This window comes from Serratia sp. P2ACOL2 (genome assembly GCF_003691565.1).
GTDB lineage: Bacteria > Pseudomonadota > Gammaproteobacteria > Enterobacterales > Enterobacteriaceae > Serratia > Serratia liquefaciens.
The window spans coordinates 2623675-2649991 of the sequence record NZ_CP033162.1 but is presented as its reverse complement, the minus strand read 5'-3'; the positions used below and the strand labels follow the sequence as shown (position 1 = coordinate 2649991).

The window sequence follows — 26317 nt, the reverse complement described above, 5'->3', positions numbered from 1 at the left end:
TTATTGTTGGTTTTATGTTTTGAATGCGTAAACAATGTGGCAGCAGACCCGCGCTTCGGCGAGTGCGTTTTAGTCATACCCTCAGGTGGAAAACGCATGTGATCGGCTTCTGGTTTTATGGAAATAAACGGGATGCACACTGGCGAATCACTGCAAATTAGCAACATATAGTTAACATGTTGTTTTATGCACAGAGGCTTCGCGTATCGTGAGAAAACTTCCTTCACTGAGTATGTTGCGCGTATTCGAGGAAACCTGCCGAACGCTGAGTTTCAGCAAAGCGGCAGAGGCGTTATTTATTACTCAAAGCGCCGCCAGCCGACAGATCAAGCAGCTTGAAGCCTTCCTGGGCAAGCTGCTGTTTATCCGTAGCCACAGTGGCCTGGCGTTGACGCAGGACGCGATATCGTTGCTGCCAAGAGTGCGGCAGTCGCTGGATATCCTTGAAGAGGGGATCCAGCATGTACAACTGCACAATCCGTTACAGCACCTGCGCCTGCAGGTAGCACCGACTTTCGCCACCCGTTGGCTGGCTCCCAGATTGGTGGCGTTGCGCAGCCGTAACAGCCAGTTGCAGATCGCCCTGATCAGTGAAACCCGGCAAAAATATTGCGATTTCGACTGCGCCATCCGCTTTGGCGATCCGGATGACTGCGCCGCCCGGGGCGAATGGTTATGCCATGAACGACTGGTGTTGGTAGGCAGCCCTTTACTGATGGTCGATGGCGGCTTCCCGCCGTTGCATACCCAGCCTCAGTTGCACATCCTGAATGGCGATATTCGCCTGGATAACTGGCCCTGTTGGCTGGCGACGGCGGGACAGCCCATTGCCGGCCAGCAAAGTGGGCTGGAGTTCAGTACGCAAGACCAGGTGATTAATGCCTGCATTACCGGAGCAGGTTACGCCGTGTTGGATCGGATGATGATCCGCAATGAATTGCAAAGCGGCCTGCTGGTGCTGCTGTCGCCGGTTGAGTTGAAAAGCCGCAACGGATACTGGCTGGAAATTCCCGCAGGCAAGCGCGATATGCCCCGGGTGGGGTATTTTCACGATTGGCTACAGCAGGAAATCCAGCAGCGGTCAGGGTATCCTGAACCGTTGCCGGGCATGATCGCAGCGGTGTGAGCGGACGTGGAGATACCTGTGTAGGGGTGTGTTACCTTGTTGTTAATGAGCATTGCCCGCCGTTCTTGCTGCGGGCCTACCAGGGGAATAACGTGTCTTCAATTGTTGAGTTGTTAAAACTGCATCCGGTGATTGCCGCCGTAAAAGATAATGAAAGCCTGCAGGCGGCGGTGAAGTCAGACTGTCGGATTATTTCGGTGCTCTACGGCAATATCTGCAACATCGGACGCATCGTGCAGCAGATTAAAGAGGCCGGAAAATACGCCTTTGTACACGTCGATTTGTTGGAGGGAAGTTCCAACAAAGAAATCGTGATTAACTTTCTGAAGATCGTGACCGCCGCCGACGGCATCATCAGCACCAAAACCTCAATGGTCAAAGCCGCGCGTCAGCAGGGGTTCTATGCCATTCACCGGCTGTTTATCCTCGATTCCATCTCTTTTAATAACGTCGACAAGCAGGTGGCGCAGTCCACGCCGGACTGCATCGAAATCCTGCCGGGCTGCATGCCGAAAGTGTTGGGTTGGGTGGCGGATAAAATCGATTTGCCGATCATCGCCGGGGGCCTGGTGTGTGATGAAGACGACGCCCAGACGGCGTTAAAAGCCGGAGCGATTGCCGTCTCCACCACCAACCATGACGTGTGGAAGTTGGCGTTATAGCTAATCCACCAGAGGGCTGAGCGCACGCAATAACGGATCGAGGTGTGCGTTAACCTGTTGGTAAACCCGCTCATTGAGTTGCTGATAAAAAAGGTGATTACGGTTGTCCGGCGTAAAGCGGTCGCCGATTTTCACCAGCCTTTCGGTGGCCTGCTGATAGCTGTCGAATGCACCAATCGCCATGCCGGCATTGATGGCGCATCCCACCGCGGCAGAGCCGCTCATCAGGTTCCGACGCGTCGGGATACCGAACACGTCGGCGAAAATTTGCATAAACAAATCGCTGTTGGCGCCGCCGCCGGAGATGATCAGGCTGTGGAAGGGCGTATTCAGTTCCTGCGCCATTTTATCCATATGGTTTTTCATGGTGAAGGCGATACCCTCCAGAATAGAGCGGTAAATGTGCGCCCGAGTATGACGGCCATCGAAGCCAATCATCGCGCCTTTGCGGTATTCGGCTTCTGATGGCGGTGCCCAGTCATGCACGGTGATCAAACCTTCGCAGCCCGCCGGCACCCGTTCGGCCTCGTGGTTCAACAGTTCCTCGATGCTAACCCCTGCGTCATGGGCCGCAGACAACGCAGCCGCGCCAAACTGGTCGCGAAACCAGCTTATGGTCCACATACCGCGACGCACGCCCATGCATTCATACAAATACCGGCCGGGGATCGATGCCTGGAACGGCCAGAAATGGCGTGCGTTTTTCACGTTGGCATGGCCGTGCACCATGGCGCCGATATAGGTGCCAAGGGAGATAAGCGCGACACCTTCGTCCAGCGAACCGGCCCCCAGAGCCTCTACCGCTTTATCGTGCGCGGTCGCGACCACCGGGAGACCTGCCGGCAAACCGATTTGCTTCGCCGCGCGTTCGCTGAGATAACCGAGGATTTCCCCCGGCTTCACCACGTCCAGTACCCGATTGCGCGTCAGATTGCAGCTTTGCCAGACCGCCGGATCCGTGCTCCAGTCCAAGCGATCATTGTCCATCGGCCACCAACCGATGTAATTGGCGCAGGTGTCTTTGAACTCGCCGGTCAGCCTATGGGTAATATATCCCGAGGTGGTAGTGATATAGCGCACCTCCCGGTAGGCATCTATATACTCATAGGGCTTGTTGAGGCGCTTATCCATCCAGTTGATCACCGGGTAGGCTAGCTCACCGTTTTCTTTTAGCAGCGCACGGCAGCAGCGAACGATGCAAATCCCCATCGACAGGATGTCCTGCTGCTGACCACCGTATTCAGCAAAACGCTGCATGACGCGACGAAACGCCACCTTTAGGGCGTCCCAGAGGTCATCATCCGGATGCTCCGCCAGCAGCGGCGCGGGGATCTCCAGCTTGCGCAGTTGCTGTTTCCCTTCGCAAATGACGTTGCCGTCCAAATCAAAAATCACCACTTTTGCGCTTTGGGTGCCAACGTCCACCCCCATCAAATACTGCTTCTTCATGCGTTCGCTCCTCAAGGAAAATCCATTAACCGACCAGGGGTTTTATGGTTGTTGTTTTTGCATCGGCCGTTTTAATCTTGTTGAACAACAGGTATGTAAACACCACTACCAATCCGGTGGCGGTCAGCCCCATCAGCCACATATTGCGATAAGCCTCGGCTGCTGGCAGGGTGTCTTGCCAATGCCCAACCAAGGGGTAGACAAACACATCCGGCAGAAAACCGATCACCGAGCAGATACCCACCGTAGTGCCCATAATGAATTTGGGCGTACGGACTTCACCAATACAGGCGAAATACAGCCCGCGCGAGGCATAGCAGGCAAAAGCCAGTAACAAGATCAAACCGATACCCACGGCGACCGAGCCCGGTTGTTGATTGGTGACTAACAAGGCGCCCAGCGTGATCAGGCTGACCAGCGCCAGCAGTTGAATCACCCGGGTCGGCGATTTCAACCGACTGTGGCTGGTGATCAATCCCCCGAGCGGACCACAGATGGCGCGGAATATCTTGTTAATCACAATCCCCATGTAGCTGGCGGCAACCAGCGTCATGCCATACATTTCGGTCAGGTAATTGGTCGAGTAACTCAGGATGGCGTAAATGGTGTAGACGCCGAAGATGATCATGCTGCAATACCAGGTGCTGCTGACCTTGAGCACTCTCAGGATGTCACCGAGGCTAAAGGGAGGTGAGGGCTCGGTACTGCTGCTTGCGGCCTGGGAAGAACCCTCGCTGACGAAGAACCAGCAAAGCACGCCGAGCAGAATATATACGCCGCTGTAAATCAGGATCACCGCTTTGAGGCTGTTGGGATCCTCGGTAGCGAATAAAGAGAAGATCCACATGGTGAACACCGCCAGCGCCATTACGCCGACGCCTCTTAACCCCTCCATCCAGCCCATGATTTTGCCCTGTTCCTCATGGTTGCCGAGCAGTGACGCCGCCTTGATGGAAACGGACCAGAGTAGCAGAATGGTGGTAATGGCGAATGCTACCTGTATCAGGATCATCACCCAGAAAGGCGGGTAAAACGCCATCAGCCCACCTAGCAAGCCGGTCGCGATCATGGCGAAAGTCATGACCTTACGGTGGGAAAACTTATCGGCGACAATGCCACTGGGGGCATAAAGAATAATGGCGGCAATACCGAAGGTGCTCATAATCAAACCTATTTCGGTATTGGAAAAACCCATAAACTTCGCCATGGGTATTTGATAGATATAGCGTAAATAGGCCAGATCAAAACTAACGCCGCCACTAATACTTATTATTGCCAGGGTTAACCAACGGCGGAAATTTGATTTCTTCATGCGGCATTCCCATTAAATTGTCAAACAAAAAAAGAGAAAAGCAAACTCCCCGCATTACGGGAAGTTACTTTTCTCTTGGGCTCATTCAGTAACTGCCCTAACAAATAGCACGGCGCCGGGAATAATATCCGTGATTGTTATCACAAAAGCCTAAAATGAGAATTGGCGGGCCGTTATCAAGGGGTAATTACTCAGTGAGACAAGTCATTTTTATTATCACGCTATTTTTAGCATAAAATGATTTTGTGAAGTCAATCACGGAAGCGAACGGAGTGGGCATGTTAGCTTGCTTCTCAGTTACTAGAGCCGATGAGAAAAGTAACTTCTTTGCCCAGTGCAGAGGAGCTTACTTTTCTCATTTTTTTTGCTTTTTTTCCAGGCTAAGGAGTCAGGACATGTCACTAGATGCGTTGAATGCGTTCTCACTGGATTTCTTTTCGCTGAAGGGGAAGACGGCGATTGTCACCGGCGGCAACAGTGGGCTGGGGCAGGCGTTTGCCGTGGCGCTGGCCAAGGCCGGGGCGAATCTGTTTATTCCCAGCTTTGTGATGGATCAGGGGCAAACCCGTGAAATCATTGAACAACAGGGCGTGCGCGTGGCCTTTATGCAGGTGGATATCACCGAGAAAGGCGCGCCGGCCAGGGTCATCGCCGAATGCCTGGCGCACTTCGGGTCCGTGGATATTCTGGTCAACAATGCGGGCATCTGCAAACTGAACAAGGTGCAGGATTTTGGCCGTGCTGACTGGGATCCGATGATTGACATCAATCTGACGGCCGCCTTTGAAATGAGCTACGAAGCCGCCAAAGTGATGATCCCCAACCAGCAGGGTAAGATCATCAATATTTGCTCTCTCTTTTCTTACCTTGGCGGTCAATGGTCCCCGGCTTATTCTGCCACTAAACATGCCCTGGCTGGTTTTACCAAAGCTTATTGTGATGAACTGGGGCAATATAATATTCAGGTCAACGGTATTGCACCGGGTTATTACGCTACCGACATTACCGCAGAAACCCGAAGTAATCCGGAAACCAACAGGCGCGTATTGGAACATATTCCTGCCAACCGCTGGGGTGATACACAAGATTTAATGGGGGCAATGGTATTTTTAGCCAGCAGGGCATCAAATTATGTTAATGGCCATTTGCTGGTGGTCGATGGTGGTTATCTGGTTCGTTAAATAAGCGGAGCACTCTCCGTTTTATCCAAATTACATTTTATATTCTTATTATCAGGAAGGAGTAACCATGTCTCTGACTCGTGAAGCTATTGTCACTCATTTAAAAGAAATCGTGGGCCCAGAGCGGGTCATTACCGACGAGGAAACGTTGAAGAAAAACAGCGTGGACCGTTTCCGCAAATATGCCGATATTCATGGCGTCTTCACTCTACCGTTGCCGGCAGCCGTGGTTAAGCTGGAAAATAGCCAGCAGGTCGCGGATGTGCTGAAATTTATGAACGAAAATCACATCAACTGCGTGCCGCGTACCGGCGCATCCGCCACCGAGGGCGGGCTGGAGACGGTGGTCAAAAACTCGGTGGTGCTGGATGGCTCGGGATTGGACCAGATCGTCAGCATCGATATTCGCAACATGCAGGCAACGGCCCAGTGTGGCGTATCGCTGGAAGTACTGGAAAACCAACTGCGCGCCCAGGGTTACACTACCGGACATTCGCCGCAGTCCAAGCCGCTGGCGCAAATGGGCGGTCTGGTCGCGACGCGCAGCATCGGTCAACTCTCTACGCTATATGGCGCGATTGAAGATATGGTGGTCGGGTTGGAAGCTGTCTTCCCGAACGGCACGATTACGCGCATCAAAAATGTGCCACGCCGTGCCGCCGGGCCTGATATTCGCCACGTGATCATCGGCAATGAAGGGGCACTGTGCTTCATTACCGAAGTGACGGTGAAAATTTTCAAGTACACGCCGGAAAACAACCTGTTCTACGGCTATACCCTCGACAATATGCAGACCGGCTTTGATATCCTGCGGGAAGTTATGGTCGATGGCTATCGCCCGTCAATCGCCCGTCTGTATGACGTCGAGGACGGTACCCAGCACTTTACCCATTTTGCCCAGGGCAAATGCGTGCTGATCTTTATGGCCGAAGGTGCAAAAGGCATTGCGCAGGCGACAGGGGCAGGCATTGAGGCAATTGTGCAAAGTCACGCAGAATGCCACAAAGTGGACAGCAAGCTGATTGAGCAGTGGTTCAATAACCTGAACTGGGGGCCGGAGAAGGTGGCGGCGGAACGCCTGCAGATCATGAAAACCAACAACATGGGGTTCACCACCGAAGTTTCCAGCGACTGGGCCAGCATCCATACCATCTACGAGAATGTGATCCGCAGAATACGCGCGGAATTCCCACATGCCGATGACATCACCATGCTGGGCGGCCACTCTTCACACAGTTACATCAATGGCACCAACATGTACTTCGTTTACGATTACAACGTGGTGGATTGCAAACCGGAAGAGGAGATCGACAAGTACCATAATCCGTTGAACAAGATTATCGTCGAAGAAACCCTAAAACAGGGCGGTTCTATGGTACACCACCACGGCATCGGCAAACATCGTACGCATTGGACCAAAGACGAACACGGCAGCGCCTATTACATCCTGAAGGCATTGAAGGAAGTCTACGATCCCAACGGCATCATGAACGCCGGCACCATTTATCCGTTGGAAAAATAATCTTGCCTCTGGCCCGGCTCACCGGGCCTTCTTAGCCTTATTCTTCGCGCTGCGTTTACCCCGTTGTTTCTCTCCATCGGTGGCGAGCACGCATTAATTATTCAATATGCGCGCTAAAGCCCTTACGTCCGGGAGCAATATCGGGTTTCAGCGTCAATGCCGGGATCTCGTACTCGCCCGCATTCTGCCTACGGAAGGGAATAGGCGAGGTTTGCTCCAATTCATCGAGGCGTTGCCCCAGTGCGTTACAAGCCTCGGCAAAGCGCGCTTCATCGACCCGCCCAGTGCGATAAAGAACAAAGGGCGGCAGCACCTCGAAACCGGGATAATGCAGGATGCCATGTTGGATAGGGAACAGAATGTCATCGATCGGGCCATTGATGCCGCGTTGCGCATAGTGCGACTCCCATCCGCCGGTAGTGACAATCAGCATCGCGCGTTTACCGGCGAGGGTGCCTTCACCATAACGATCCCCCCAACGGACGTCAGAGTGCTCGCCGACGCCATAGGCAAATCCGTAGGCATAGACGCGTTCAACCCAGCCTTTAAGGATCGCCGGCATCGAAAACCACCACAGCGGGAACTGCAAGATCACCGTATCGGCCCACAGCAGCTTTTCCTGTTCCAGTTCAATATCTTTGCTCTGTAAACCCTGAGCAAAAGCCTGCTGGGAATCGAGCGACGGATTGAAACGATCACCGGATTGGGCCGTGCTGTCATTGGCGTCGAGCGTCGCTTTCCATTGCATGACATACAGATCGGAAACTTGCACCGCATGGCCGGCAGCTTCGAGCCGCTGTACTGAAAAATCCTTGAGTGAACCATTTAATGACTGCGGTTCAGGGTGGGCGTAGACGATTAAAACGTTCATTGTGGAACCTCCATTGATTGATGGAGGCAGGTTAGGCTGCTGCAAGGTATATTAGAAATGAATTTCTAATATTACAGGTATTAGCATGAATAATATCAGACGTCTGGATCTTAACCTGCTGGTCACGCTGGACGCCTTGCTTTCAGAGCACAACGTTACCCGGGCGGCACAACGTTTAAACTTCTCACAACCTGCGGTCAGTGTGCATCTCGCCAAACTCAGAGACATCTTTAACGATCCGCTGCTGTTGCCGGGGCCACGAGGCATGCGGCCCACCGCACGCGGCGACGAGTTACGTGAACCGCTGCGGCAGGCACTTGATGCACTGGAACAAGCGGTGTCACCTTCAGCGCCCTTTGATCCCAAAGTGGCTGAAAATACCTGGCGCGTAGCGGCTTTTGACTATGGCGAGTCAACCATTGTTCAGCCGGCGTTGATGGGCCTGCGGGCTGCGGCGCCGAACAGCAGACTGGCAGTGATCGAGACAGTGCCTTCACGCATCGCCAGGCAGGCGGAGCAGGGTGAGATAGATTTGGCCTTTCATACCCGTGAAGGGGCTCCAGCCCATTTGCGACAACGAATTTTGTTTAGCGAACGCTACGTGCTGGTGGGACGAGCCGGACACCCAGGCTTGCAAAAACCACCTTCACTGGCTGAGTTTTGTGAGCTGGAACATGTGATGGTTTCGCCGGACGGCGGGGGCTTTTTCGGCATCACCGACAAAGTGTTGGCGGAAGTCGGTTTGACCCGGCGAGTGGTGCTTTCCGTACCGCATTTTCTGTTTGTGATGTCGGTGCTGGCAACCTCAGAGCTGGTGGCCATGCTGCCGTCACGTCTGGTACGCAATAATAGCGCGTTGCAGGTGGTGGAGCCGCCCGTCGAGATGCCGGGCTTCGAGATGACCATGCTATGGCATGAGCGTGCCCATCGCGATCCGGCGCATCAATGGCTGCGAGAGCATATTGTCTCGTCGCTTGCATAAAGATATCTGCACGGTTTCAGGCATGTTGGCGGCTGTATTTCAGCAAATTGCCCGTGAATAACAAAATCAGCGCGCGGAGCAATAACAAACATGGGGCGGTGGCATGCATACACCGCCCCATAGCACCTGGTTAGAAGGTGACATTCACCTTAGCCCACAGGGTGCGGCCCGGTTCATTGACCGACGTATTCGACGAATAGCCGAAGGTACTGTTCCCTGCCAGATTCAGGTGTTCGCTGTAGGTTTTATTGAGAATGTTATCCAGGCCGGTGCTGAGCTTGACGTGCGAGTTCACCTTGTAAGCAACATTGGCGGACAGCACGCCAAAACCCGGACTGTCGGCAAAGTCTTTACCGACCACGTTGCCCTGATTGATGGCTACGCGGTGCTGACTGCTGACCACCCGCCACAGGCCGGTACTGCTCCAGTCGCCTCGTTCGTAGGTTAAACCAAAGCGAGCCTCCAGCGGTGGGATTTGCGGCAACGGCTGGTTGTCGCTGGTGTTTTTTCCCCAGGCATAAGCCAGGCTGGCATCGGTCTTCCAGTGTTCGGTCAACTGGTAACCCATACCCATTTCACCGCCCATGATGGTGGCATTAACGTTATCGGCCTGGCTGATACGGGCGTGATGCGGATCGTATTTGAACAAGATAAAGTCATTCACATGGCCAACATACGCCGATACCCAGCTGTTAAACCGCTTATCGGTATATTGAGCACCGATATCGATCTGCGTGGTTTTTTCACTCTTCACGCTGTCAAACGCACTCTTGTTGCCGCCAGGCCCAAATGTCGGGGAGAACAGCTCCCAATAGTCGGGGAAACGCTCGGTATAGCCGATCCCTGCGTACAGCATCAACGGCATGCCGGCCAATGTGTGCTCAATACGGCTAAAACCGCTAGGCAGCGTATCGGAACGCTCAGTATCGTTGCCAGTTTTGTAGTTATCCACCAGGGTACGATCGAGGCGAGCACCGCTGATGATCTTGCTCTGTTCGGTCGCGCTCCAGGTCAGTTCACCAAAGGCACCGTAGTTATGGAACTGCGCATCCTCTTGCCAGGCGTTACCCCGTTTGTTGCGATGCGTGTTGGTTTGCGTATCCATACCGCTTTCCAACTTAAAATCTTGCCACAGCCAGGTACCCATCACTCGACCGCCGACGGTGCGACGATCCAACTGCATGGTCATGCCGGCGTGCATAGGCATCCCCATGCCCATGTGTCCCATCGCCATGCCGCCTTGGCCGGGTGAACGCAGGGTGGTGTTATCCATAATATGGTTGGCGTAGTTGTAATACACCTGGGCTTCCAGCTTGTCGAACACCTCGCCAATATTGGATTTTTCTACCCGCATGCCCAGACTTTCGCGCTTGAACTGCGAACCATCCATGCTGCGCCCGGCATAGCGCGCTTCACCATTACCCCGGCCCATGGTCACTTCCAGCAGGGTATCGGTGTCCGGAGTCCAACCCAGTGCCAGATCGCCATTCCATTTGTCCCAGCGAGAGGGTACGCGATCGCCATTGCCGTCCTGATAATCATGAGAGCGTGATTTATTGCCCATCAGGCGCAGATAACCTTGTTCACTGCCCAGGCTGGCATCAATGTTTTCATCCCAACGACCGTTGGAACCGGCCAGCATGCTGGCGTTGCCTTTGACGCCTGGTTTATCAAACTGCGGACGTTCTCGTTCAAAGCGCACCGTACCGGCAGAGGATCCTGCGCCCCAAAGCACCGTTTGCGGCCCTTTGGTAATCGTCAACAGGTCATAACTTTCTGGTGAAATATAGGAAGTCGGCGCGTCCATTCGTGAAGGACAGGCACCCAACATTTCGCCACCGTCGGTCAAAATTTTCAGCCTGGATCCAAACATGCCGCGAAACACCGGGTCGCCATTGGTGCCGCCATTCCGGATCTGTGAGAAACCCGGGATAGTTTTCAGATAATCCGAGCCGTCGCTGGCAGGCACTGGCTGGCGAGGGGTTTTCGGTGAGGTCACTATCGTCATCGGCGAATAGAGCGGTGCGGTGACGGTGATCACGTCGCCATCATTGGCCTTTACCGCTACTTCATGCTGGTGCTGTTGTGCAGCATGAGCATTGAAGCCCGCCAGGACAAACAGCGGCATAGCCGCAGTAATATGCAGGGAGAGAGGGCGCTTCTTATAATTGTTGGTTTTTCCGAACATCATCGTTCCTTAATGTCAATTTTGACGCTAAAAATACTTTTACATCGCAACAGCCGGTTATTTAGGCGTAGTGAAACCCGGAGCATCATGCCGCCGTTAATAAGCTTTGGCCCGGTTTTGGCGTGAGAATAATGCCAACAGGGTTGCGATGTTTATTGAGTGCAGTGGGGAATTCCGACAGGCGTAAATAACCCGCCCGGTTGAATAGTCTCAACAGGAATAATTTGGCTGCAGTCTATTTATTTTTAAATCAGCGGAAGCGATGCTGGTGGAGCGCGAGGTTGGGACTCGGAGTGGATCACATGGGCGAATAGCGGGAAGATATAATGCAGCGGAGGGGCGCGCGACAACAGCGAACCAGACCAGAATAGCGGTGAACTGGCCAGGTCTAACAAGGGGACATGGATCAGCAAAACGCAGTAGCCGCAGGCGCTGTCATCCATCATCATCGCCATATTATGGCTGCCGGTCTGCATGGCCATCGTCATGCTGTGTGCGCTGGTTTTGCCGTCAGGCTCCGGCGAAGGATGATGACTATGTGCAGACATATCCATGCCGCAGTCCGCCATTGTGGCCGTTTCAGATTGCCCTACGCGCGCATGCTCCAGCGATCGGGAGATCACCGGGGCAATGAACAACATCAGGATCGCAAAAATCCCCAGACAGGCCGGGAGATGGCTTCGCGATGTGGCAGTCCGAATTAACGACACATATATCCTAAAACAGGGCAAAATTAACGGGTGGAATTGTACTGTTTTATGCTGCAAATGTTAAAACATTTTATGCCTGGTTGGCTTATTGATAAAGAAAATTGCCGTTTGCTTCACGTTATCAACCATTTTAACTGTTTGGATATATTATGAGCGCGCGGGAGAATAATACTAACAGCAAGAGTGATGATATATCCCGCCAGGCTATTTTTTGCCATAACTGCCGTTGTTTATAAGCGGGATAATAAGGAATTCCAGGCACAGGGAAAATTGGCGTTGGTCATTCTAACGGCAAATCACCCAGCGATTTTAACCAAACGATAAAGGCGTCGATTTTGGGCCACTGACGGTCGGAAAGCGTTGACACATAATAGTGCTGATCGCATTTCAGCTCCATTTTTGGCAATGGTGCAACCAGCTCGCCGCTACTGAGTTGCTTGCGAATAAGCCGTTTACGGCCCATGGCGACACCAACGTGGTTCACCGCCGCCGTGACGGCCAGATCGGAGCGATCGAATCCTATTCCCGGCGAGGTATCCAGATTGACACCGAAATGTTGAGCCCAGCTGTGCCATTCATCCGTACCAGAATCATAGCTCCAGGCCTGACGATCGTGGAGCAGGGTGCAGTGTGAGAGGTTGCCGGGAAAATTGACCAGCTCAAATTGGGCTGCATATTCTGGGCTGCATACGGGAATAATTGCCTCATCCATCAGGTATTGGTAATGAAGCTGTGATGAGGGAGTCGCATCAAAATAAACGGCCAGATCAATGCCTGCCCGCTGGAAATTGACGTTTTCATTGCCAGTCAGAATAGTCAGGTTGATGGCGGGATAACGGCGAGAAAAATCGGCCAGGGCCGGCACGATCCAACACTGGGCGATCGACGGCCGGGAGTAAACCGTCAGGGAACCTGACAGCGCCTGGTTCTTGATATCCAATATTTCCTGGTTCAGGGTACCCAATGATGTTTTTAACGCCCAAAAAACCCGTTCACCTTCAGCGGTGAGTTCAACTTTCCGATGAGAACGAATAAACAACTTTAAGCCGAGATTTGCTTCCAGTTGATTAATGGTATGGCTTACCGCACTGGGGCTCACCGACAGTTCATCCGCCGCCATGGCGAAAGACTCGTGTCGAGCCGCCACTTCAAATGTAAACAGCCGTGATAGCTGCCAGCCATTAAGCGATCGGTGCTGACCCGTTAGCAGATGGTTCCCCGACATATTTCCCCCTGAAAGTAAAAAAACTGTATTTTACGCGTCAGTTTGGTGAGTAAAGTTGATGCATGTCGCTAAATTGCACCATTTCTTGGCGCAAGTCACTCGTTTGATTCTGTTTTACTCATGTGAGGTGAGATTTATATCGTTTGTCACCGATCGTCGTTTTCCTGTCCAATAAAGACAATTCAATGACAGGGGATATGGGCCATGGATTCACACATTTGGGTTGCCAGCACGCTGATCGCCAGTATTGCACTCATCATTTTGACCATCGTAAAGTTCAAGTTTCATCCTTTTTTAGCGTTGTTGTTAGCGAGCTTTTTTGTCGGTGGCATGATGGGGATGGGCCCGATTGATATGGTCAATGCCATAGAAAATGGCATTGGCAGCACGCTAGGATTCCTGGCCGCGGTGATTGGGCTGGGCACCATTCTTGGCAAGATGATGGAGGTTTCCGGTGCGGCAGAACGCATTGGTATCGCGCTGCAGCGCTGCCGCTGGCTTTCCGTCGATGTCATTATGGTATTGGTAGGCTTGGTTTGCGGCATCACACTGTTTGTCGAAGTGGGCGTGGTGTTATTGATTCCATTGGCTTTTTCCATCGCCAGAAAAACCGGCACCTCACTGCTTAAACTGGCCATACCGCTTTGTACTGCGTTGATGGCAGTGCATTGCGTCGTTCCTCCACATCCTGCGGCGCTGTTTGTGACCAATAAACTGGGTGCAGACGTAGGAACGGTGATTGTTTACGGACTTCTCGTCGGTTTAACGGCGTCTCTGGTCGGCGGGCCGTTGTTCTTGAAAATGCTGGGGAAACGCTTGCCGTTTAAGCCGGTACCGCCAGAATTTTCCAATCTGACCGTACGAGAAGAACATGAGCTGCCTTCGCTGCGGGCAACGTTGTTTACGGTGCTATTGCCGATTGTGCTGATGTTGGTGAAGACGGTAGCGGAGTTGAACCTGGCTAAAGAAGGGCGTCTGTTTGGCCTGATGGAGTTTATCGGCAACCCGATTATCGCCATGTTCATTGCCGTGTTTGTGGCCTATTACGTTCTGGGCATCCGCCGTCATATGGGGATGAGTACGCTGTTGCGCCACACGGAAACGGGTTTTGCTTCTATAGCCAATATCTTGTTGATCATCGGCGCGGGCGGGGCCTTCAACAGCATATTGAAGAGCAGCGGCTTAGCGGACACCCTGGCGTTAATGCTTTCCAACCTGCATATGCATCCGATCTTGTTGGCATGGTTAGTCGCGCTTATTCTTCATGCGGCAGTGGGCTCCGCCACCGTTGCCATGATGGGAGCAACGGCCATTGTCGCACCAATGTTAGCGCTCTATCCTGACGTCAGCCCGGAGATCGTGACCATTGCCATAGGCTCTGGCGCTATCGGTTGCACCATAGTGACCGATTCATTGTTCTGGCTGGTGAAACAGTATTGCGGCGCAACGCTCAATGAAACGTTCAAGTACTACACCACGGCAACCTTTATCGCTTCGGTGCTGGCTTTAGGGATGACTTTTTTACTTTCATACATTATCTAAATCTAAGCCAATCCTTTTGCGGCAATCGTGAGCGAGTACTTTCCATGGCTTACGATTGCCATTGCCGCCTCACAGAGAGGGTAACTCTACGCTTCACCCGATAAGCAGGGCGAAGCGATCGAATTTTATGCAGTTTATTTTTGCTGACAGGGCGCACGTAACGAGATGGCTTAGGCCCGCTGCTGGCGCCATTGACGATAACGACGGGTGATGCGCTTGGTACGTAACTGGTTGATGATTAATGTAAACAGGGGGGAATAACGGCTGGCGCGAGTACGCCCTTCACCCAGTGCGCGTAAGCGGCGAGTGACCAAAGCCATTCGTGCCAAGCCTGCCATGGTTTTATTTTCCCATGTTACCGGTTTTGGCAGTGCATAAGGTTCATTACCGGCTTTCCACTGGAGCGGCAGGTCAGGAACCTGTGCCATGGCTGTTGCTATACCCGCCACGGCGACACCGCTATCCAACACCTGCTGCGCCACGGACTTACGGGCGATACCTCCCGTTGTCATCACCGGCATGTGGGCGACGGCGGCAAGATCGCGGGCAAACTCCAAAAAATAGGCTTCGCGCGCCAATGTGCGTCCATCCGCGGCGTTACCCTGCATCGCTGGGCTTTCGTAGCTGCCTCCTGACAGTTCAATCAGGTCGACTGGCAATTCATTCAGCAACAAAATCACTTGTTGCGCATCTTCTTCAGAGAAGCCACCGCGCTGAAAATCAGCCGAGTTTAGCTTGATCGAAACGCAAAAGCTTGGCGAGACACGTTCACGCACTGCTCGCACGACCTCTAACAGCAAGCGAGCACGATTAGAGAGGCTGCCACCCCATTGATCGTGACGTCTATTGGTCAAGGGAGACAAAAATTGCGAGAGCAGATAGCCGTGTGCTGCGTGGATTTGTACGCCAGTAAATCCAGCCTGCTCGGCAGCATAAGCGGTGGTAGCAAAACGGTCGATCACCTCATCGATCTGCGCCTGGCTCATGGCCGTCGGTTGTGCGAATAACTTGCTGTGCTTACCCATTTCCACGGGAACGGCCGACGGCGCCCAGGCTTCGCCCCCCATACTTGCCATAACCTGGCGGCCAGGGTGGTTAATTTGCATCCAAACCTGCGCTCCGTTCTGGCGTGCGGATTTGGCCCAAGCCGTAAAGGGGGCTAGCGGGGTATTGGCCTCAAGAGCCACGCCACCGGGCCCCGTCATTGCACGACTGTCGATCATGACGTTACCGGTAATAATCAGGCCAACACCACCTTGCGCCCAACTCTGGTATAAACGATACAATGCCGGGCCAGGCACTTGGCCGACGTCGGCCATGTTTTCTTCCATCGCGGCTTTTGCCAGGCGGTTGGGAAGGACGCTGCCGTTAGGCAGGGTAAGCGGGGTGAACATCATGGCGGATCCTTAATCAACAAGAGAACCCGTGTATACTAAGATTAAAGTTAACTTTAAGGTCAAGCGAAATGAAAATAGGGGAATTGGCAGAGCGTTCGGGTCTCGCCGCATCGGCAATACGTTACTATGAGCAACAGGGATTACTGCCTAAGGCATCGCGCAGCGCCAACGGATATCGTGTTTATAGCGAGACCTCGCTGGAGCGTTTGCATCTTATCCAGATCGGACAAAATCTGGGTTTTGCGCTGGATACGATCCGCGGCGTGCTGTCGCTGGAAGGAATGGCGTACCAGGACAGCCTTATGCAGAAGCTTGATGCGCGGCTTGAGGAGATTGATCGCATGATGGCGACGCTGAGTAAACAGCGGGAAACGCTGCAGGACACCAAGCGCAAGCTGAATGAATCGGGGTTACAGGGCATATGCCCAGATAAAAGCAGTTTGGTTAAGGTGACAATGTCACGGTGAGTGAGGTGCGAGTTGATGTTTCTATCCCAGAATTGCTGTTTACGCAGTATGAGTTCAAACGCTGATCCTGTTTCATATTAGTGCACCGGCCATGGATGTCATTAGGCCACAATTTGCGATGTACGATCACCAAGATGAGAACTGCCATAATCCTGTGCGTGAAGAAGGTTATCTATTCTGGAAAACATCGGCACAAGGGAAATGCATTAATGCACTGTGACAAAACCGGTGAGAAGAACTCAGTGTGAATTTGGTTTTCATAGCGGAGAGATTCCGGATGAAACATTGAGTGTTTGAATCAGCATGGCATTAAGCGTAAAGCATCTGGAAAACGGGATATGAATAAAAGGCCATGGTAAAGCCCAAAAGCTCAGATTCTACGTAGAGTTACTTTGGTGCGCATAATGTATATTATGTTAAATTGCATATTGAGATAACCGAGCCCTTAACCTGACTACCCGCCCCCAAGGGTTTGCTTTCTGTAGAACCTGTTCTTTCATCATCATTCCCAGTTTTCCTTTTCGTAAGGTTTTAGCCAGTTCTTTTCAGTTACAGGCACTCGTTCACCATTAAAGGTATACGTACAACAACGGCATCGAACCGGGACGTCTTCTGCAGTGAATTCAGGATTAACCTTCTGCAGCAATCCTTGCTCATCGATGCAAAGCCCGCTGTAGTAACTCGATTCGCCATAACGTACGTAGCTGCTCCAATTTTTACGCTGTAATGCAACCAAATAAAAAATCGGCTCTTCCTTATCCAGTCGACTTATTGCTTCACGATGCACATCAACCCACGGTTGCCCAACGTTACGCAGCAGAAATTTGAACAACGGCGTGTAATCAATACCTTGTTGCATTCTGCCGCGCATGCCTTCTCGCATCGGTAAGTTCTCATCAATCGCGTGTTTCTTATGGCGCTGCCAGCGGTACTCACCACCATGGCGGATTGCTCCCCTTGCAGTGGTGTTCTCCCTGCGAAAAAGCATTTTCGGCCTGCCTTTCTTAAACATCATCCTTTTTCCCTGTTTTATTTTGATCGCGCTACGCGAAATCTGAGAAAACCTGGCAGCATTTCCCTTGCAGATTTCGCCAAAATGCACTGTTTAACTGGTATTAAATCGACCAATATATCTGCATATTCACCCTGAGTTGGTCAGCATTAAAGCACAAATCAGTAGCCCTGACGTAAAACAGATCCTCTCCCTCGTTGATGATGAGCGATTATGCCATGAGTAAACCCGCGGATATCCGCGCACCGGTGATCTGTTTACCAGGATAATTTGTCGCTGCGCTGTCTATGCTTTCTTAGACATCGCTAAAAATCTCAGTTCAGTATCCGGTAAATCGTCATTCTAACAAAAAGAAAATAACATCATGTTTTACATTAAGTTATCACTGTCATTTGAACTCAACCCCTCTCAAGCTCTATTTAACATAACGCAATAATTGTGACATTGTCACTGAAATCCAACCTTTTTTCCCCTGCCACTCGTAGGCGCTGCCAAAGGAGTATCGGGCGACAGGCCCCTCCAGAAGGAGCCTGTTTTTTTCACGAGAACCATGTTTCCCGCGTCAGCTATTTACAAAGGCCAGTAGATCGCTGTTGACCCGATCGGCATGGGTCGTAGGTATGCCGTGCGGCGCACCTTTGTAGGTAATAAGCTTGCCGTTTTTGACCAACTTGGCCGAGAGCACGCCTGAATTTTGGTATGGAACCACTTGATCGTCATCGCCGTGGATCACCAAAACCGGGATGGAAATACGTTTGAGATCGTCGGTGAAATCAGTCTGTGAGAACGCGACGACGCCGTCATAATGAGCCTTGGCGCCGCCCATCATGCCTTGCCGCCACCAATTCCAGATGACCGCATCCAACGGCTTGGCGCCGGGCCGGTTGTAGCCGTAGAAAGGTCCCGCGGGAACATCGTAATAGAACTGCGCCCGATTGGCGGCCAGTTGCGCCTGGAAATCATCAAATACCGATTTGGGTGTCCCCTGCGGATTACTGTCGGTTTTCACCATCAACGGCGGCACTGCACTGATCAGTACGGCTTTCGATACCTTATCCTCACCATGACGCGTGATGTAACGCACCACCTCGCCCCCGCCCGTTGAGTGACCCACATGCATGGCACCTTGCACGTTCAAATGTTTCACTACCGCAGCAACGTCGTCCGCATAGTGATCCATATCATGCCCTTCCGATACTTGACTGGAACGACCATGGCCACGCCGATCGTGCGCAACAACGCGGAATCCTTGGTTTACGAAGAACAGCATCTGGGCATCCCAATCATCGCTAGACAGCGGCCAGCCATGATGGAAAAAGATGACTTTTCCATCTTTTGGTCCCCAGTCCTTGTAGAAAATGTCAACGCCATCGCTAGTGGTTACGTAACCCATATCAATTCTCCCATTCAGCAATTAGTCAAAGGGTGGTGCTTTTCTCGGCCCCGCGCAGGAAAGGCCGGTTCCGGACCTTGCACCCGAACGCGGATTTGCCTTCGGTCCTGCGTTGACCGTTTAGAAAGTATAGGTTTAAAGTTAACTTTAAGGTCAATAGGGGTTTTCGAACGGTATGAAGATTGGGGATTTGGCAAAGGCAACGGGGCTCTCACGCCCTCCTACATGGATTCACTCTGCCGTTGGCGTTCCCTGATGGAATCGCATCTGCCAATGGTCATCGTTCTCGCTCGACGATCGCAGCCAGATTGAAGAGCGCAAAGTACTGCGGGTCACGTTGCCGTCGGCGCCGCGCTGAAAACTTCTGTAGGTTAGTAACACCACTCCTTCGGCAATAGTGGACAGCTTGAAATTTTCGGCATAAATAGGTACCTGGCCAGTTTCTTCCTGCAATGCCGCAATGGTATGCCCTTTGTTGTAGCGCTTTCCCGAACGGCCGATCTCTTCAAAATCATCATGCAGCAGTTTTTCCACCGTAACCGAATCGTTTCGCAGCAGTGGCTGATGCAACATCGTTTCCAGAGACTGAATTTGGGTTAACAACGCTGTGGAATGGCTCAAAGCGCCCTCCTTATTGGCACTGCCTGACAGGCCAACAAGGTTGGCCCGTGATAGACAGGTCTGAAAAATAGAGTGGGATTGTCGCCTGCGCTCAGTGTTCGGCAGGCTGGCAGAACAAGAATTAGCGCGCCAACTCCACGCCATCCAGTTCGGAAATCGCGAGACAGTAAACCTCTGTGAGAGCATCCACGGTATAGGCGGTATTGGCCGGGATCATAAACATTTCATGGGACTGCAAGGTTTGGTCGCCGATCTTAAGCTCACCGGACAGGACCATCAGTTTGACCCAGCCCGGATGCAGGCGGGCTGACTGGTGACTGCCAGCATCAAGTTTCAACAGCGCCGTGTGCCCATGTGCCTCGCGTTTCAGAATATGGTAATACACCCCATCGTAAGGCATTTTATCGTAGTGCAATGACGCCAGTGTTCTTTTATGCATGATAGTTCCTCGTAACCTGTGAGTCGTTGTCTGCTCGGTTGCAACATCAAGAGGCAATTGGTTCCTCACTGACCTTTACTCTGCTCCCGAAAGCACATGTTCCGTCAACATCTTTGCAAACTGATTATACTGGCCACTGATGCACAATGCGGGCTGATATTCGCATCTTTATTCAGAGCCTGTTAATAAATATATAGAACCTATGGCTCAGACGCAAAAAACGAAGGGGAGTAAAAGAGGCTTTTTTGTCACAAAATACAATGTGCAGCGGTGCGGGGAAAGCATTCGCCCGCAGGATGCGGGCGAGTCAGGCAGTGGTTTATTTGCGTTAGTCAGTCAATCCACAGCCTCAGCGGCGACGTAGCAGCAGGCCTGCCAACAGGCTCACGCCGGCAAAAATCGCTACCGTAGTGAGAGGTTTCTTCTTGACCAGATCGCTGACGCAGCTAACAGCATCGCCATATTTTTCTTGTAGTGCGCCGGCAACGTAGCGGGTAGATCCCTCAGCCTGCAAACGCTCATCGCCGGTAACATCACCGGCCACTTCCTGCGCCTTGCCTACCACTTTATCCATCACGCCATTGATTTTATCGCTGTTCATTCTGCACTCCTGAGTGAGGTTTGTTTCGACGTTTGCATAGTGCAAATGCCTGCCTTGTCTCACGATAGTAAGCCGTTGATGAACCGCTCATAAGGTTAATTTGCAGGGGATTGACCAGTGCATTTGCACCCTACTTTCCATTTTTAGATGACCGTTCACCGGCAAACAGCCCCCGCTCTCTGGCCCAGACGATGGCTTCGCTGCGGCTATGGACGTCGAGTTTGGAATAGACCGTCGCCACATGATTACGCACCGTATTCGGGGCAAGATTAAGGCGCGCGGCGATCTTTTTGTCCGGCAGCCCCTCGCAAATCAACCCCAATACGTCGCGCTCGCGGGCGGTAAGATCGGTGAAGGAAAACCCCGCCAGGTTAGGCTTATTGATACTTTTCACATTGGCCAGTTTTTCGAGCAATGTCTGGCTAAACCAGGAAGCGTCTTGCATGACTTCCTCGATGGCAGCCACCAGATCAAGTTCAGAGCGTTTGCGTTCGGTAATATCCATCAGTACCAGGAGATAACAGCGGGCATCCTGAATGCTCACGGCATCCGCTGAAGCCACGCAGTCGATGGTTTCATTGCTCTTTTTGCGTATTTTAAGGTCTTGATTCTCGACGTTACCGCTTTTTTCCAACGTGGTAAATAACCGCCGGCATTCCCCTTGCCCATCGATCACATTGATCTCTTCGACCGTCTTGCCGATTAACTCCTCGGCGGCGTATCCGGTGGTTTTTATAAAGGCCTCATTGATGTCCAGCACCCGCTGCTTGTCCGCCGTGCACACCAGCGTGGGCACCGGACTTAAACGAAAGGACTTCGCAAACCGCTCTTCACTCTCGCGCAGCGCCGACTCCGCCTTGCGACGGGGTTCGAGGTCGGTAAAGGTAAACAGCATGCAATCTTCTTCATTGATGTCCAGCGGCTGGCCGGCGACTATCACCAGCTTGGTTCCGCCGGCCGGCAGCTTCAGCTCGGCCTGCATCTGTGGAATGGTCGCCCCTTCGCTCAGCAATTGCACCGCTTGTTCCTTGCGTTCCGCCTGTTCCAGCACGTCCAGCGCATACACCGAAGTGCCCATCACCTGATCGCGTGTATAGCCCGTCATATCGAGGAACCCCTGGTTGACCTTTATGTAGCGCAGGTCGCTCAGGCTGCAGATCACTGCCGGTGCCGGGTTGGCGTTGAACGTCTTTTCAAAACGTTGCTCGGCACTGGCCCACTCGGTGGCATCACTCAGGATCAAAACCAGCAATTCGGCTTGCCCTTTGCTGTCGGTGATCACCAGGCTACGTAAACGGTGAACCCACAGGTACTCCGATTCGCTGGCGGGCCGAACTTCGACCAGTACGTCGCTGAAGGTCTCGCCGTTGGCGGCCCGGTTAATCGGATACTGTTCCGGCGTCAAAGGGTGATTGTTGCGATAACGCAAGGCAAAGCGCTCCGCATATTCACCGCCATTGGCACCCAGCTCACTCAACTTGCTCAACCCATGCATGCTCAGCGCTGCCTCGTTAGCCCACAGAATGGTCTGGTCGACCTCGGCCAGGATCACCCCTTCCGACAACCCTGAGATGATCTGTTGTAGCTGGCTACGGTTAGTTTCGTTGGCAAGGATGGACTGACTCATGTTTTCTCCAAAAGACGAAGTGGCTTGGCCGCCTGACGGCGATCGAAGTGCCTAATAGTGGCGCTGTTCCCAACAGCATAGTGCGTAACAGGTGCATTCGCGGGGTGTGAATGCACTAGCTTTGTCGGTGCAAATGAACCGGGACGGTCAGTGGTGCCAAGCGGCAGACTGATTCTGTCGGCGCGGCCCTGTGCTGTGCGTACAACCACTTGTTTAGTCAATATAAGGAATAACAATGACCACTGTCTATGAATCCAATCGCTTTGCGTTTCACGTTTCATGGGGTTCGGTATTGGCCGGGAGTGCCATGGCGTTGGTGACCTATCTGATACTGAGCGTGCTGGGCACGGCCATCGGCGCTTCGGCCGTGGATCCGTTGCATGAGGGCAACCCTCTGAGTGGCTTTGGCACGGGCACCGGGATCTGGTTGTTTGTCACTACCCTGGTCTCGCTGGCGGCTGGTGCATTTGTCGCCGGCAGAACTGCGCCAAACCGCGGCGGTTTGCACGGTCTGTTGAGCTGGGCAGTGACCACATTACTGACGACCTGGCTGGTGATTTCTGTGGCGAGCGGCGTGGTCGGTCTGGCCGGTAGCGCCGTCGGCAAGGGGCTCTCTTTGGCCGGCAACGGTATTGCCGCCGCAGCGCCGGGCATTGGCGAAAACGTCAAACAGCAGTTAGACAAGAATGGCATCAGCCTGGACTGGAGCAGTTTGGAAAACCAGTTAACCACCACCCTCAAGCAAAGCGGCAAGGCTGAGCTGGACCCGTCCAAGTTGGAACAAAAGAGCGATAGCGTCGCTGCGGATGGTAAGCAAACCGCTACTGATGCAGCCACTGACCCAACCCAGGCGGCTGCAGAACTCAAGCAATGGTTTGAACGCGTCAAGCAATCCGGTGAGCCTACCCTGAATGCGGCAGATAAGGATGCGCTGGTGAATATCGTCGCAGCCCGTACAGGCAAGAGCCGTGAAGAAGCGACCCAGATCGTAGACAACTATGCCCAGGCTTATCAGCAGGCGGTACAAAAGGTCGACCAGCTGAAGGCGCAGGCCGAGCAAAAAGCCCGCGAAGCGGCAGAAGTGGCGGCCAAACAGGTATCACGCGCGGCATGGGGTTCATTGCTGATCCTGCTGTTGGGCGCGGCGCTCAGTTTTGGCATCGGCCGCATCGCCATGTCAACCCGTCGTCCCCTGGCTGTAGGGTGATGAATAATGGATGTTTCAATGAATAGAAGGTTGTCAGGTATCTCATTGAACTATCGAAAAGTGGTGGGTGCTTCGGTCCCCGTACTGGTCATCGATTTCTTCAATGAAAAAAACGAGCGTTACACTCTGCGCTATAACTTGCCACCGGACACGCCGGAACGAACAGAGCGCCGCGTATCATTGCTGCTGCACCTGCTTCGTAAACAAAAGCCGATGGATATCGGTGACGCGAAATCATAAACCGTGCAGCATAAACCAACCCGCGCCGGTAAGCGCGGGTTGGTTTTTATCCTGCTCGAACTCTGTCGCGAGTTCTACAAACACCAGACCGGTCGGGCGCCGACTGTCGCACTGGCATGTTTTGGTCCATGGCTTAGACACAGGGTTCGCATCCCGGCGGCGGTGTTTGAATACCAGGCCCCACCCCGCATCAAAATACGCTCGCCATAGTTACGAAGATAAACCTGGTCGCCATCTTCACTGCGGTGGTGTGGAATGATGCCAAGAATTTTTAGCAGGTTGGGGGCTGCAGCACCGCCTTTTCGTTCAATTTGATCAAACGCCGCGTCCATCAAGCCCGGTGGGTAGCCATTATCCTGCGGATCGCCGTTAAAGTTACGGATCCGGGCGTTAATCACCGGCACTCCGGCATTTCCGTCGCGTTTCGGCGTTGATGCGTCAAACTTCGCCGAATTTTCCGCACCGGGAGGTAGCAGCAAACCGGTGTCCAGATCTATCGCCCGCCAGCGCGCTTCCGTCTCGTCAGTCCACGGCATCGCCGCGTCATTGTCCGGCAAAATTTGGATTTCTCCCGCTATCAGCCTCAGCCCCAGCTGCCATTCCCACAGGTTGCCGCACAGATCGCCAATACCGTTAACGGAGCCGTCATGGTACCAGGCCGCAGGGCCTGACGCGCTAAGGGTAGTCGGCTGCCCCTGCTGCTCCCCTGCGGGCGCGCCATCCAGACGGCGGCCGATTTGATCGTGGTTCTGAACCGATCGGCCATAGTCGGTATTACCTTGCTCCAGCCATTGATGATGACGACACCAGAACATCAAGGCGGCCCATTCCGCATTGGTGCCAAGATGCCAGCCTGCGCCATTGCGAGCGGCCGCCTGCCGGAACGCCGCCAGGTCAAGCCAACTGGCAGGTTCCTCATCAGGCAAACTGAGCAACTCACCGTGGTGTAGGCTGCCGGGATAACACCCGTAAAAAAATTCACTTTTCTCTTTACCATTGACGACAAACGCAGGATGCACCGCCTGCCCCAGGCCTGAAGCCACCTCATCCAACGTGAAGCGTGGCATGACATACATATAATTTGGTTGCCCGCTGGCGGTATATAGCACCGTGCGACGCCCCTGTGATTCAGATTCAATCCGGCTGCGCAAAGCGTCTTTTATAATAATCATTTATCCACTGGATCCATAAAAGTTAAAGACAGGATGGCTTTCACCACCCTGCCAGATTTTACGCCACCATCAGCGCTGACTTTATCGGTTGCAGCAATCGGCCGACATCACAATCCAACAAATGGGCGCGTTGCAGCAGCTCCTCCGTTTTGGCGCCGATAACCGAATGAACGTAGGCATTGACCTGCTCCTGATTCATCTGGTTGTATCGCTCGGTAAAGGCCATTTCAATGCTGTCGCAAATCACCGCCCCGGCGTTACTGACATAATCGGGCAAGTAATGAACGCCCCGTGCCAATAAGCGTTGTTCAGCCTGAAGGTTGCCAAATGGCGAATTGGCGCTGCTGATCACCCAACGTGTATTCAGCAATTCAACGTTTTCTAACGTTAAAATGCCGGAAAGTGAGGCAATGCAAAGCACATCGCTTGGCTGCCATAAAAGTTGATCTTCCGTAACGCGTTGGACACCGTCCGGGAAAACAGCTGCGGGATTGATGTCGTACCCCACCACCTCACAGCCGAACAGCAGGCACTGTTTTGCGACCTCGGATCCCACTTTTCCCATGCCATGGATGGCCACTCGCGCTCGGGAAAGATGATTTAAGCGGAGTATCAACACCTTCTTGATTGAGCTCCAGACGCCATAACCGGTTGCGACCGAAGTATCCACCTGAGGGCTGTCCATCGCATTGAGGATCCAGGGGGTAAACTGGCGCAGATAGTCCATTTCCCGGTTGCCGGTATTAATATCGCAGCCGGTAAACATGGTACCACCATAGCGATTGAGCAATTCACCAATCGCTTCCAGCACGGCAGGCTGTTCTTTAGGTGAGCGTTTACTGTTCACCACAATTTTCCCGCCGCTGAAACCGGTGTTATACAGGCCATGTTTCAGTGACATGCGCTGGGCCAACATGATCGCCTCTTCTTCCTGCAGTTGGCGCGAAGCATAGGCTCGCCAACGAATACCGCCATTGGCCGGCAACAGCTTTATTTGTGATGAATAGGCCAGGGTAAATGAAGTCTCGTCATCAACCTCAACCGTCTCAACCTGATAGTGATTACGCGTATTCAGCAATGCATTGGTTACTGACATAATTTGCCATCCTGTTTAATTGGATTTTTGCTCAACTGCTCCAACCGGTTCTAAATGTTGCCTTATCCCCCATGGTGTGGGGCGTCGTAAGAAGTCAGCCATGCTGATAACCTGAGCAAACTCCTGCTCGATCAAAGCAATCAGACGCAGCGCCATCAGCGATTGCCCGCCGGCGTCAAAAAAATCACAGTGATTTGAGTCGGGTCGCAATCCCGTGACGCTGGCCCAGATACGCCAGACGCTTTCCATGGTGGGATCAGATTTGTCCGTTGCGG

25 protein-coding genes are annotated in these 26317 nt (G+C 52.9%); 9 read left to right on the top strand and 16 right to left on the bottom strand.

What is annotated here, in order from left to right; genetic code table 11:
* Positions 1-208 precede the first annotated feature (208 nt).
* On the top strand, positions 209-1126 hold the full coding sequence (locus EBA31_RS12940; RefSeq protein WP_122079379.1) for a LysR substrate-binding domain-containing protein: 918 nt from the start codon (positions 209-211) through the stop codon (positions 1124-1126).
* 92 nt (positions 1127-1218) lie between these two features.
* The gene (locus tag EBA31_RS12935) at positions 1219-1788 is read left to right on the top strand and encodes a glycerol-3-phosphate responsive antiterminator (RefSeq protein WP_122079378.1); all 570 of its coding nucleotides are present in this window, start codon (positions 1219-1221) and stop codon (positions 1786-1788) included.
* On the opposite strand, the gene EBA31_RS12930 is transcribed toward EBA31_RS12935, so the two are convergent.
* Together EBA31_RS12930 and EBA31_RS12925 are read right to left on the bottom strand one after the other, a co-directional pair.
* Positions 1789-3237, bottom strand: a complete 1449-nt coding sequence (locus EBA31_RS12930) for an FGGY-family carbohydrate kinase (RefSeq protein WP_122079377.1) — start codon at positions 3235-3237, stop codon at positions 1789-1791.
* 25 nt (positions 3238-3262) lie between these two features.
* The gene (locus tag EBA31_RS12925; protein ID WP_122079376.1) at positions 3263-4549 is read right to left on the bottom strand and encodes a nitrate/nitrite transporter; all 1287 of its coding nucleotides are present in this window, start codon (positions 4547-4549) and stop codon (positions 3263-3265) included.
* A 395-nt stretch (positions 4550-4944) separates the two neighbouring features.
* Here EBA31_RS12925 and EBA31_RS12920 point away from each other — a divergent pair, with 395 nt between their 5' ends.
* Together EBA31_RS12920 and EBA31_RS12915 are read left to right on the top strand one after the other, a co-directional pair.
* Entirely contained in the window at positions 4945-5730 is a 786-nt protein-coding gene (locus EBA31_RS12920) for an SDR family oxidoreductase (protein ID WP_122079375.1), read from the top strand.
* 67 nt (positions 5731-5797) lie between these two features.
* The gene (locus EBA31_RS12915; RefSeq protein WP_122079374.1) at positions 5798-7252 is read left to right on the top strand and encodes an FAD-binding oxidoreductase; all 1455 of its coding nucleotides are present in this window, start codon (positions 5798-5800) and stop codon (positions 7250-7252) included.
* Between the two features lie 97 nt (positions 7253-7349).
* On the opposite strand, the gene EBA31_RS12910 is transcribed toward EBA31_RS12915, so the two are convergent.
* Positions 7350-8123 (bottom strand): NAD(P)H-dependent oxidoreductase, encoded by a 774-nt coding sequence (locus EBA31_RS12910; protein ID WP_122079373.1) that lies wholly within the window; start codon positions 8121-8123, stop codon positions 7350-7352.
* An 85-nt stretch (positions 8124-8208) separates the two neighbouring features.
* Here EBA31_RS12910 and EBA31_RS12905 point away from each other — a divergent pair, with 85 nt between their 5' ends.
* Complete coding sequence (locus tag EBA31_RS12905; protein WP_122079372.1) at positions 8209-9105, top strand: LysR family transcriptional regulator; 897 nt, start codon at positions 8209-8211, stop codon at positions 9103-9105.
* Positions 9106-9235: 130 nt separating this feature from the next.
* Here the strand turns inward: EBA31_RS12905 and EBA31_RS12900 are convergent, their stop codons facing one another.
* The 3 genes from EBA31_RS12900 to dsdC all read right to left on the bottom strand — a co-directional run bounded on the left by EBA31_RS12900 (position 9236) and on the right by dsdC (position 13228).
* On the bottom strand, positions 9236-11296 hold the full coding sequence (locus EBA31_RS12900; protein WP_198639634.1) for a TonB-dependent copper receptor: 2061 nt from the start codon (positions 11294-11296) through the stop codon (positions 9236-9238).
* Positions 11297-11538: 242 nt separating this feature from the next.
* Positions 11539-12003, bottom strand: a complete 465-nt coding sequence (locus EBA31_RS12895) for a DUF2946 domain-containing protein (protein WP_122079370.1) — start codon at positions 12001-12003, stop codon at positions 11539-11541.
* A 280-nt stretch (positions 12004-12283) separates the two neighbouring features.
* Positions 12284-13228: a DNA-binding transcriptional regulator DsdC gene (gene dsdC, locus EBA31_RS12890; RefSeq protein WP_122079369.1), complete on the bottom strand. Its 945-nt coding sequence runs from the start codon at positions 13226-13228 to the stop codon at positions 12284-12286.
* 204 nt (positions 13229-13432) lie between these two features.
* Here dsdC and dsdX point away from each other — a divergent pair, with 204 nt between their 5' ends.
* Entirely contained in the window at positions 13433-14770 is a 1338-nt protein-coding gene (dsdX, locus tag EBA31_RS12885) for a D-serine transporter DsdX (protein ID WP_122079368.1), read from the top strand.
* A gap of 170 nt (positions 14771-14940) precedes the next feature.
* Here dsdX and EBA31_RS12880 read toward each other — a convergent pair whose 3' ends face one another.
* Positions 14941-16167, bottom strand: a complete 1227-nt coding sequence (locus EBA31_RS12880) for an NADH:flavin oxidoreductase/NADH oxidase family protein (RefSeq protein ID WP_238387458.1) — start codon at positions 16165-16167, stop codon at positions 14941-14943.
* A 68-nt stretch (positions 16168-16235) separates the two neighbouring features.
* On the opposite strand from EBA31_RS12880, the gene EBA31_RS12875 reads away from it, so the two are divergent.
* On the top strand, positions 16236-16634 hold the full coding sequence (locus EBA31_RS12875) for a MerR family transcriptional regulator (RefSeq protein ID WP_122079367.1): 399 nt from the start codon (positions 16236-16238) through the stop codon (positions 16632-16634).
* Positions 16635-17136: 502 nt separating this feature from the next.
* Here EBA31_RS12875 and EBA31_RS12870 read toward each other — a convergent pair.
* The 6 genes from EBA31_RS12870 to EBA31_RS12845 all read right to left on the bottom strand — a co-directional run bounded on the left by EBA31_RS12870 (position 17137) and on the right by EBA31_RS12845 (position 22327).
* Positions 17137-17649, bottom strand: coding sequence for a hypothetical protein (locus EBA31_RS12870; RefSeq protein WP_122079366.1), 513 nt, complete (start codon positions 17647-17649; stop codon positions 17137-17139).
* Between the two features lie 559 nt (positions 17650-18208).
* Positions 18209-19039, bottom strand: coding sequence for an alpha/beta fold hydrolase (locus EBA31_RS12865; RefSeq protein WP_122079365.1), 831 nt, complete (start codon positions 19037-19039; stop codon positions 18209-18211).
* 231 nt (positions 19040-19270) lie between these two features.
* Complete coding sequence (locus EBA31_RS27085) at positions 19271-19660, bottom strand: DUF4440 domain-containing protein (protein WP_255417466.1); 390 nt, start codon at positions 19658-19660, stop codon at positions 19271-19273.
* Positions 19661-19781: 121 nt separating this feature from the next.
* Positions 19782-20099, bottom strand: coding sequence for a hypothetical protein (locus tag EBA31_RS12855; RefSeq protein ID WP_020826922.1), 318 nt, complete (start codon positions 20097-20099; stop codon positions 19782-19784).
* 349 nt (positions 20100-20448) lie between these two features.
* Entirely contained in the window at positions 20449-20700 is a 252-nt protein-coding gene (locus tag EBA31_RS12850) for a CsbD family protein (RefSeq protein ID WP_020826921.1), read from the bottom strand.
* A 130-nt stretch (positions 20701-20830) separates the two neighbouring features.
* Complete coding sequence (locus EBA31_RS12845) at positions 20831-22327, bottom strand: helix-turn-helix transcriptional regulator (protein ID WP_122079363.1); 1497 nt, start codon at positions 22325-22327, stop codon at positions 20831-20833.
* Positions 22328-22562: 235 nt separating this feature from the next.
* On the opposite strand from EBA31_RS12845, the gene EBA31_RS12840 reads away from it, so the two are divergent.
* Together EBA31_RS12840 and EBA31_RS12835 are read left to right on the top strand one after the other, a co-directional pair.
* Entirely contained in the window at positions 22563-23534 is a 972-nt protein-coding gene (locus EBA31_RS12840; protein ID WP_122079362.1) for a hypothetical protein, read from the top strand.
* A gap of 6 nt (positions 23535-23540) precedes the next feature.
* Complete coding sequence (locus EBA31_RS12835) at positions 23541-23774, top strand: hypothetical protein (RefSeq protein ID WP_238387457.1); 234 nt, start codon at positions 23541-23543, stop codon at positions 23772-23774.
* Positions 23775-23848: 74 nt separating this feature from the next.
* Here EBA31_RS12835 and EBA31_RS12830 read toward each other — a convergent pair whose 3' ends face one another.
* The 3 genes from EBA31_RS12830 to EBA31_RS27080 are packed head-to-tail and all read right to left on the bottom strand — an operon-like array spanning position 23849 to position 26291.
* On the bottom strand, positions 23849-24946 hold the full coding sequence (locus EBA31_RS12830) for a hypothetical protein (RefSeq protein ID WP_122079360.1): 1098 nt from the start codon (positions 24944-24946) through the stop codon (positions 23849-23851).
* A 58-nt stretch (positions 24947-25004) separates the two neighbouring features.
* Complete coding sequence (locus EBA31_RS12825; protein WP_122079359.1) at positions 25005-26042, bottom strand: Glu/Leu/Phe/Val dehydrogenase dimerization domain-containing protein; 1038 nt, start codon at positions 26040-26042, stop codon at positions 25005-25007.
* Between the two features lie 15 nt (positions 26043-26057).
* Positions 26058-26291 carry an acyl carrier protein gene (locus EBA31_RS27080; RefSeq protein WP_238387508.1) on the bottom strand — a complete coding sequence of 78 codons (234 nt, stop codon included), beginning with the start codon at positions 26289-26291 and terminating at the stop codon, positions 26058-26060.
* Positions 26292-26317 lie beyond the last annotated feature (26 nt).

Coding starts and splice junctions, on each gene's coding strand:
- EBA31_RS12920 (WP_122079375.1), top strand. CDS start 4,945: ATGTCACTAGATGCGTTGAATGCGTTCTCACTGGATTTCTTTTCGCTG.
- EBA31_RS12855 (WP_020826922.1), bottom strand. CDS start 20,099: ATGCATAAAAGAACACTGGCGTCATTGCACTACGATAAAATGCCTTAC.
- EBA31_RS12915 (WP_122079374.1), top strand. CDS start 5,798: ATGTCTCTGACTCGTGAAGCTATTGTCACTCATTTAAAAGAAATCGTG.
- EBA31_RS12875 (WP_122079367.1), top strand. CDS start 16,236: ATGAAAATAGGGGAATTGGCAGAGCGTTCGGGTCTCGCCGCATCGGCA.
- EBA31_RS12840 (WP_122079362.1), top strand. CDS start 22,563: ATGACCACTGTCTATGAATCCAATCGCTTTGCGTTTCACGTTTCATGG.
- EBA31_RS12830 (WP_122079360.1), bottom strand. CDS start 24,946: ATGATTATTATAAAAGACGCTTTGCGCAGCCGGATTGAATCTGAATCA.
- dsdX (WP_122079368.1), top strand. CDS start 13,433: ATGGATTCACACATTTGGGTTGCCAGCACGCTGATCGCCAGTATTGCA.
- EBA31_RS12925 (WP_122079376.1), bottom strand. CDS start 4,549: ATGAAGAAATCAAATTTCCGCCGTTGGTTAACCCTGGCAATAATAAGT.
- EBA31_RS12910 (WP_122079373.1), bottom strand. CDS start 8,123: ATGAACGTTTTAATCGTCTACGCCCACCCTGAACCGCAGTCATTAAAT.
- EBA31_RS12905 (WP_122079372.1), top strand. CDS start 8,209: ATGAATAATATCAGACGTCTGGATCTTAACCTGCTGGTCACGCTGGAC.
- EBA31_RS12825 (WP_122079359.1), bottom strand. CDS start 26,042: ATGTCAGTAACCAATGCATTGCTGAATACGCGTAATCACTATCAGGTT.
- EBA31_RS12880 (WP_238387458.1), bottom strand. CDS start 16,167: ATGATGTTCACCCCGCTTACCCTGCCTAACGGCAGCGTCCTTCCCAAC.
- EBA31_RS12900 (WP_198639634.1), bottom strand. CDS start 11,296: ATGATGTTCGGAAAAACCAACAATTATAAGAAGCGCCCTCTCTCCCTG.
- EBA31_RS12850 (WP_020826921.1), bottom strand. CDS start 20,700: ATGAACAGCGATAAAATCAATGGCGTGATGGATAAAGTGGTAGGCAAG.
- EBA31_RS12870 (WP_122079366.1), bottom strand. CDS start 17,649: ATGATGTTTAAGAAAGGCAGGCCGAAAATGCTTTTTCGCAGGGAGAAC.
- dsdC (WP_122079369.1), bottom strand. CDS start 13,228: ATGTCGGGGAACCATCTGCTAACGGGTCAGCACCGATCGCTTAATGGC.
- EBA31_RS12835 (WP_238387457.1), top strand. CDS start 23,541: ATGGATGTTTCAATGAATAGAAGGTTGTCAGGTATCTCATTGAACTAT.
- EBA31_RS12930 (WP_122079377.1), bottom strand. CDS start 3,237: ATGAAGAAGCAGTATTTGATGGGGGTGGACGTTGGCACCCAAAGCGCA.
- EBA31_RS12845 (WP_122079363.1), bottom strand. CDS start 22,327: ATGAGTCAGTCCATCCTTGCCAACGAAACTAACCGTAGCCAGCTACAA.
- EBA31_RS12865 (WP_122079365.1), bottom strand. CDS start 19,039: ATGGGTTACGTAACCACTAGCGATGGCGTTGACATTTTCTACAAGGAC.
- EBA31_RS27080 (WP_238387508.1), bottom strand. CDS start 26,291: ATGGAAAGCGTCTGGCGTATCTGGGCCAGCGTCACGGGATTGCGACCC.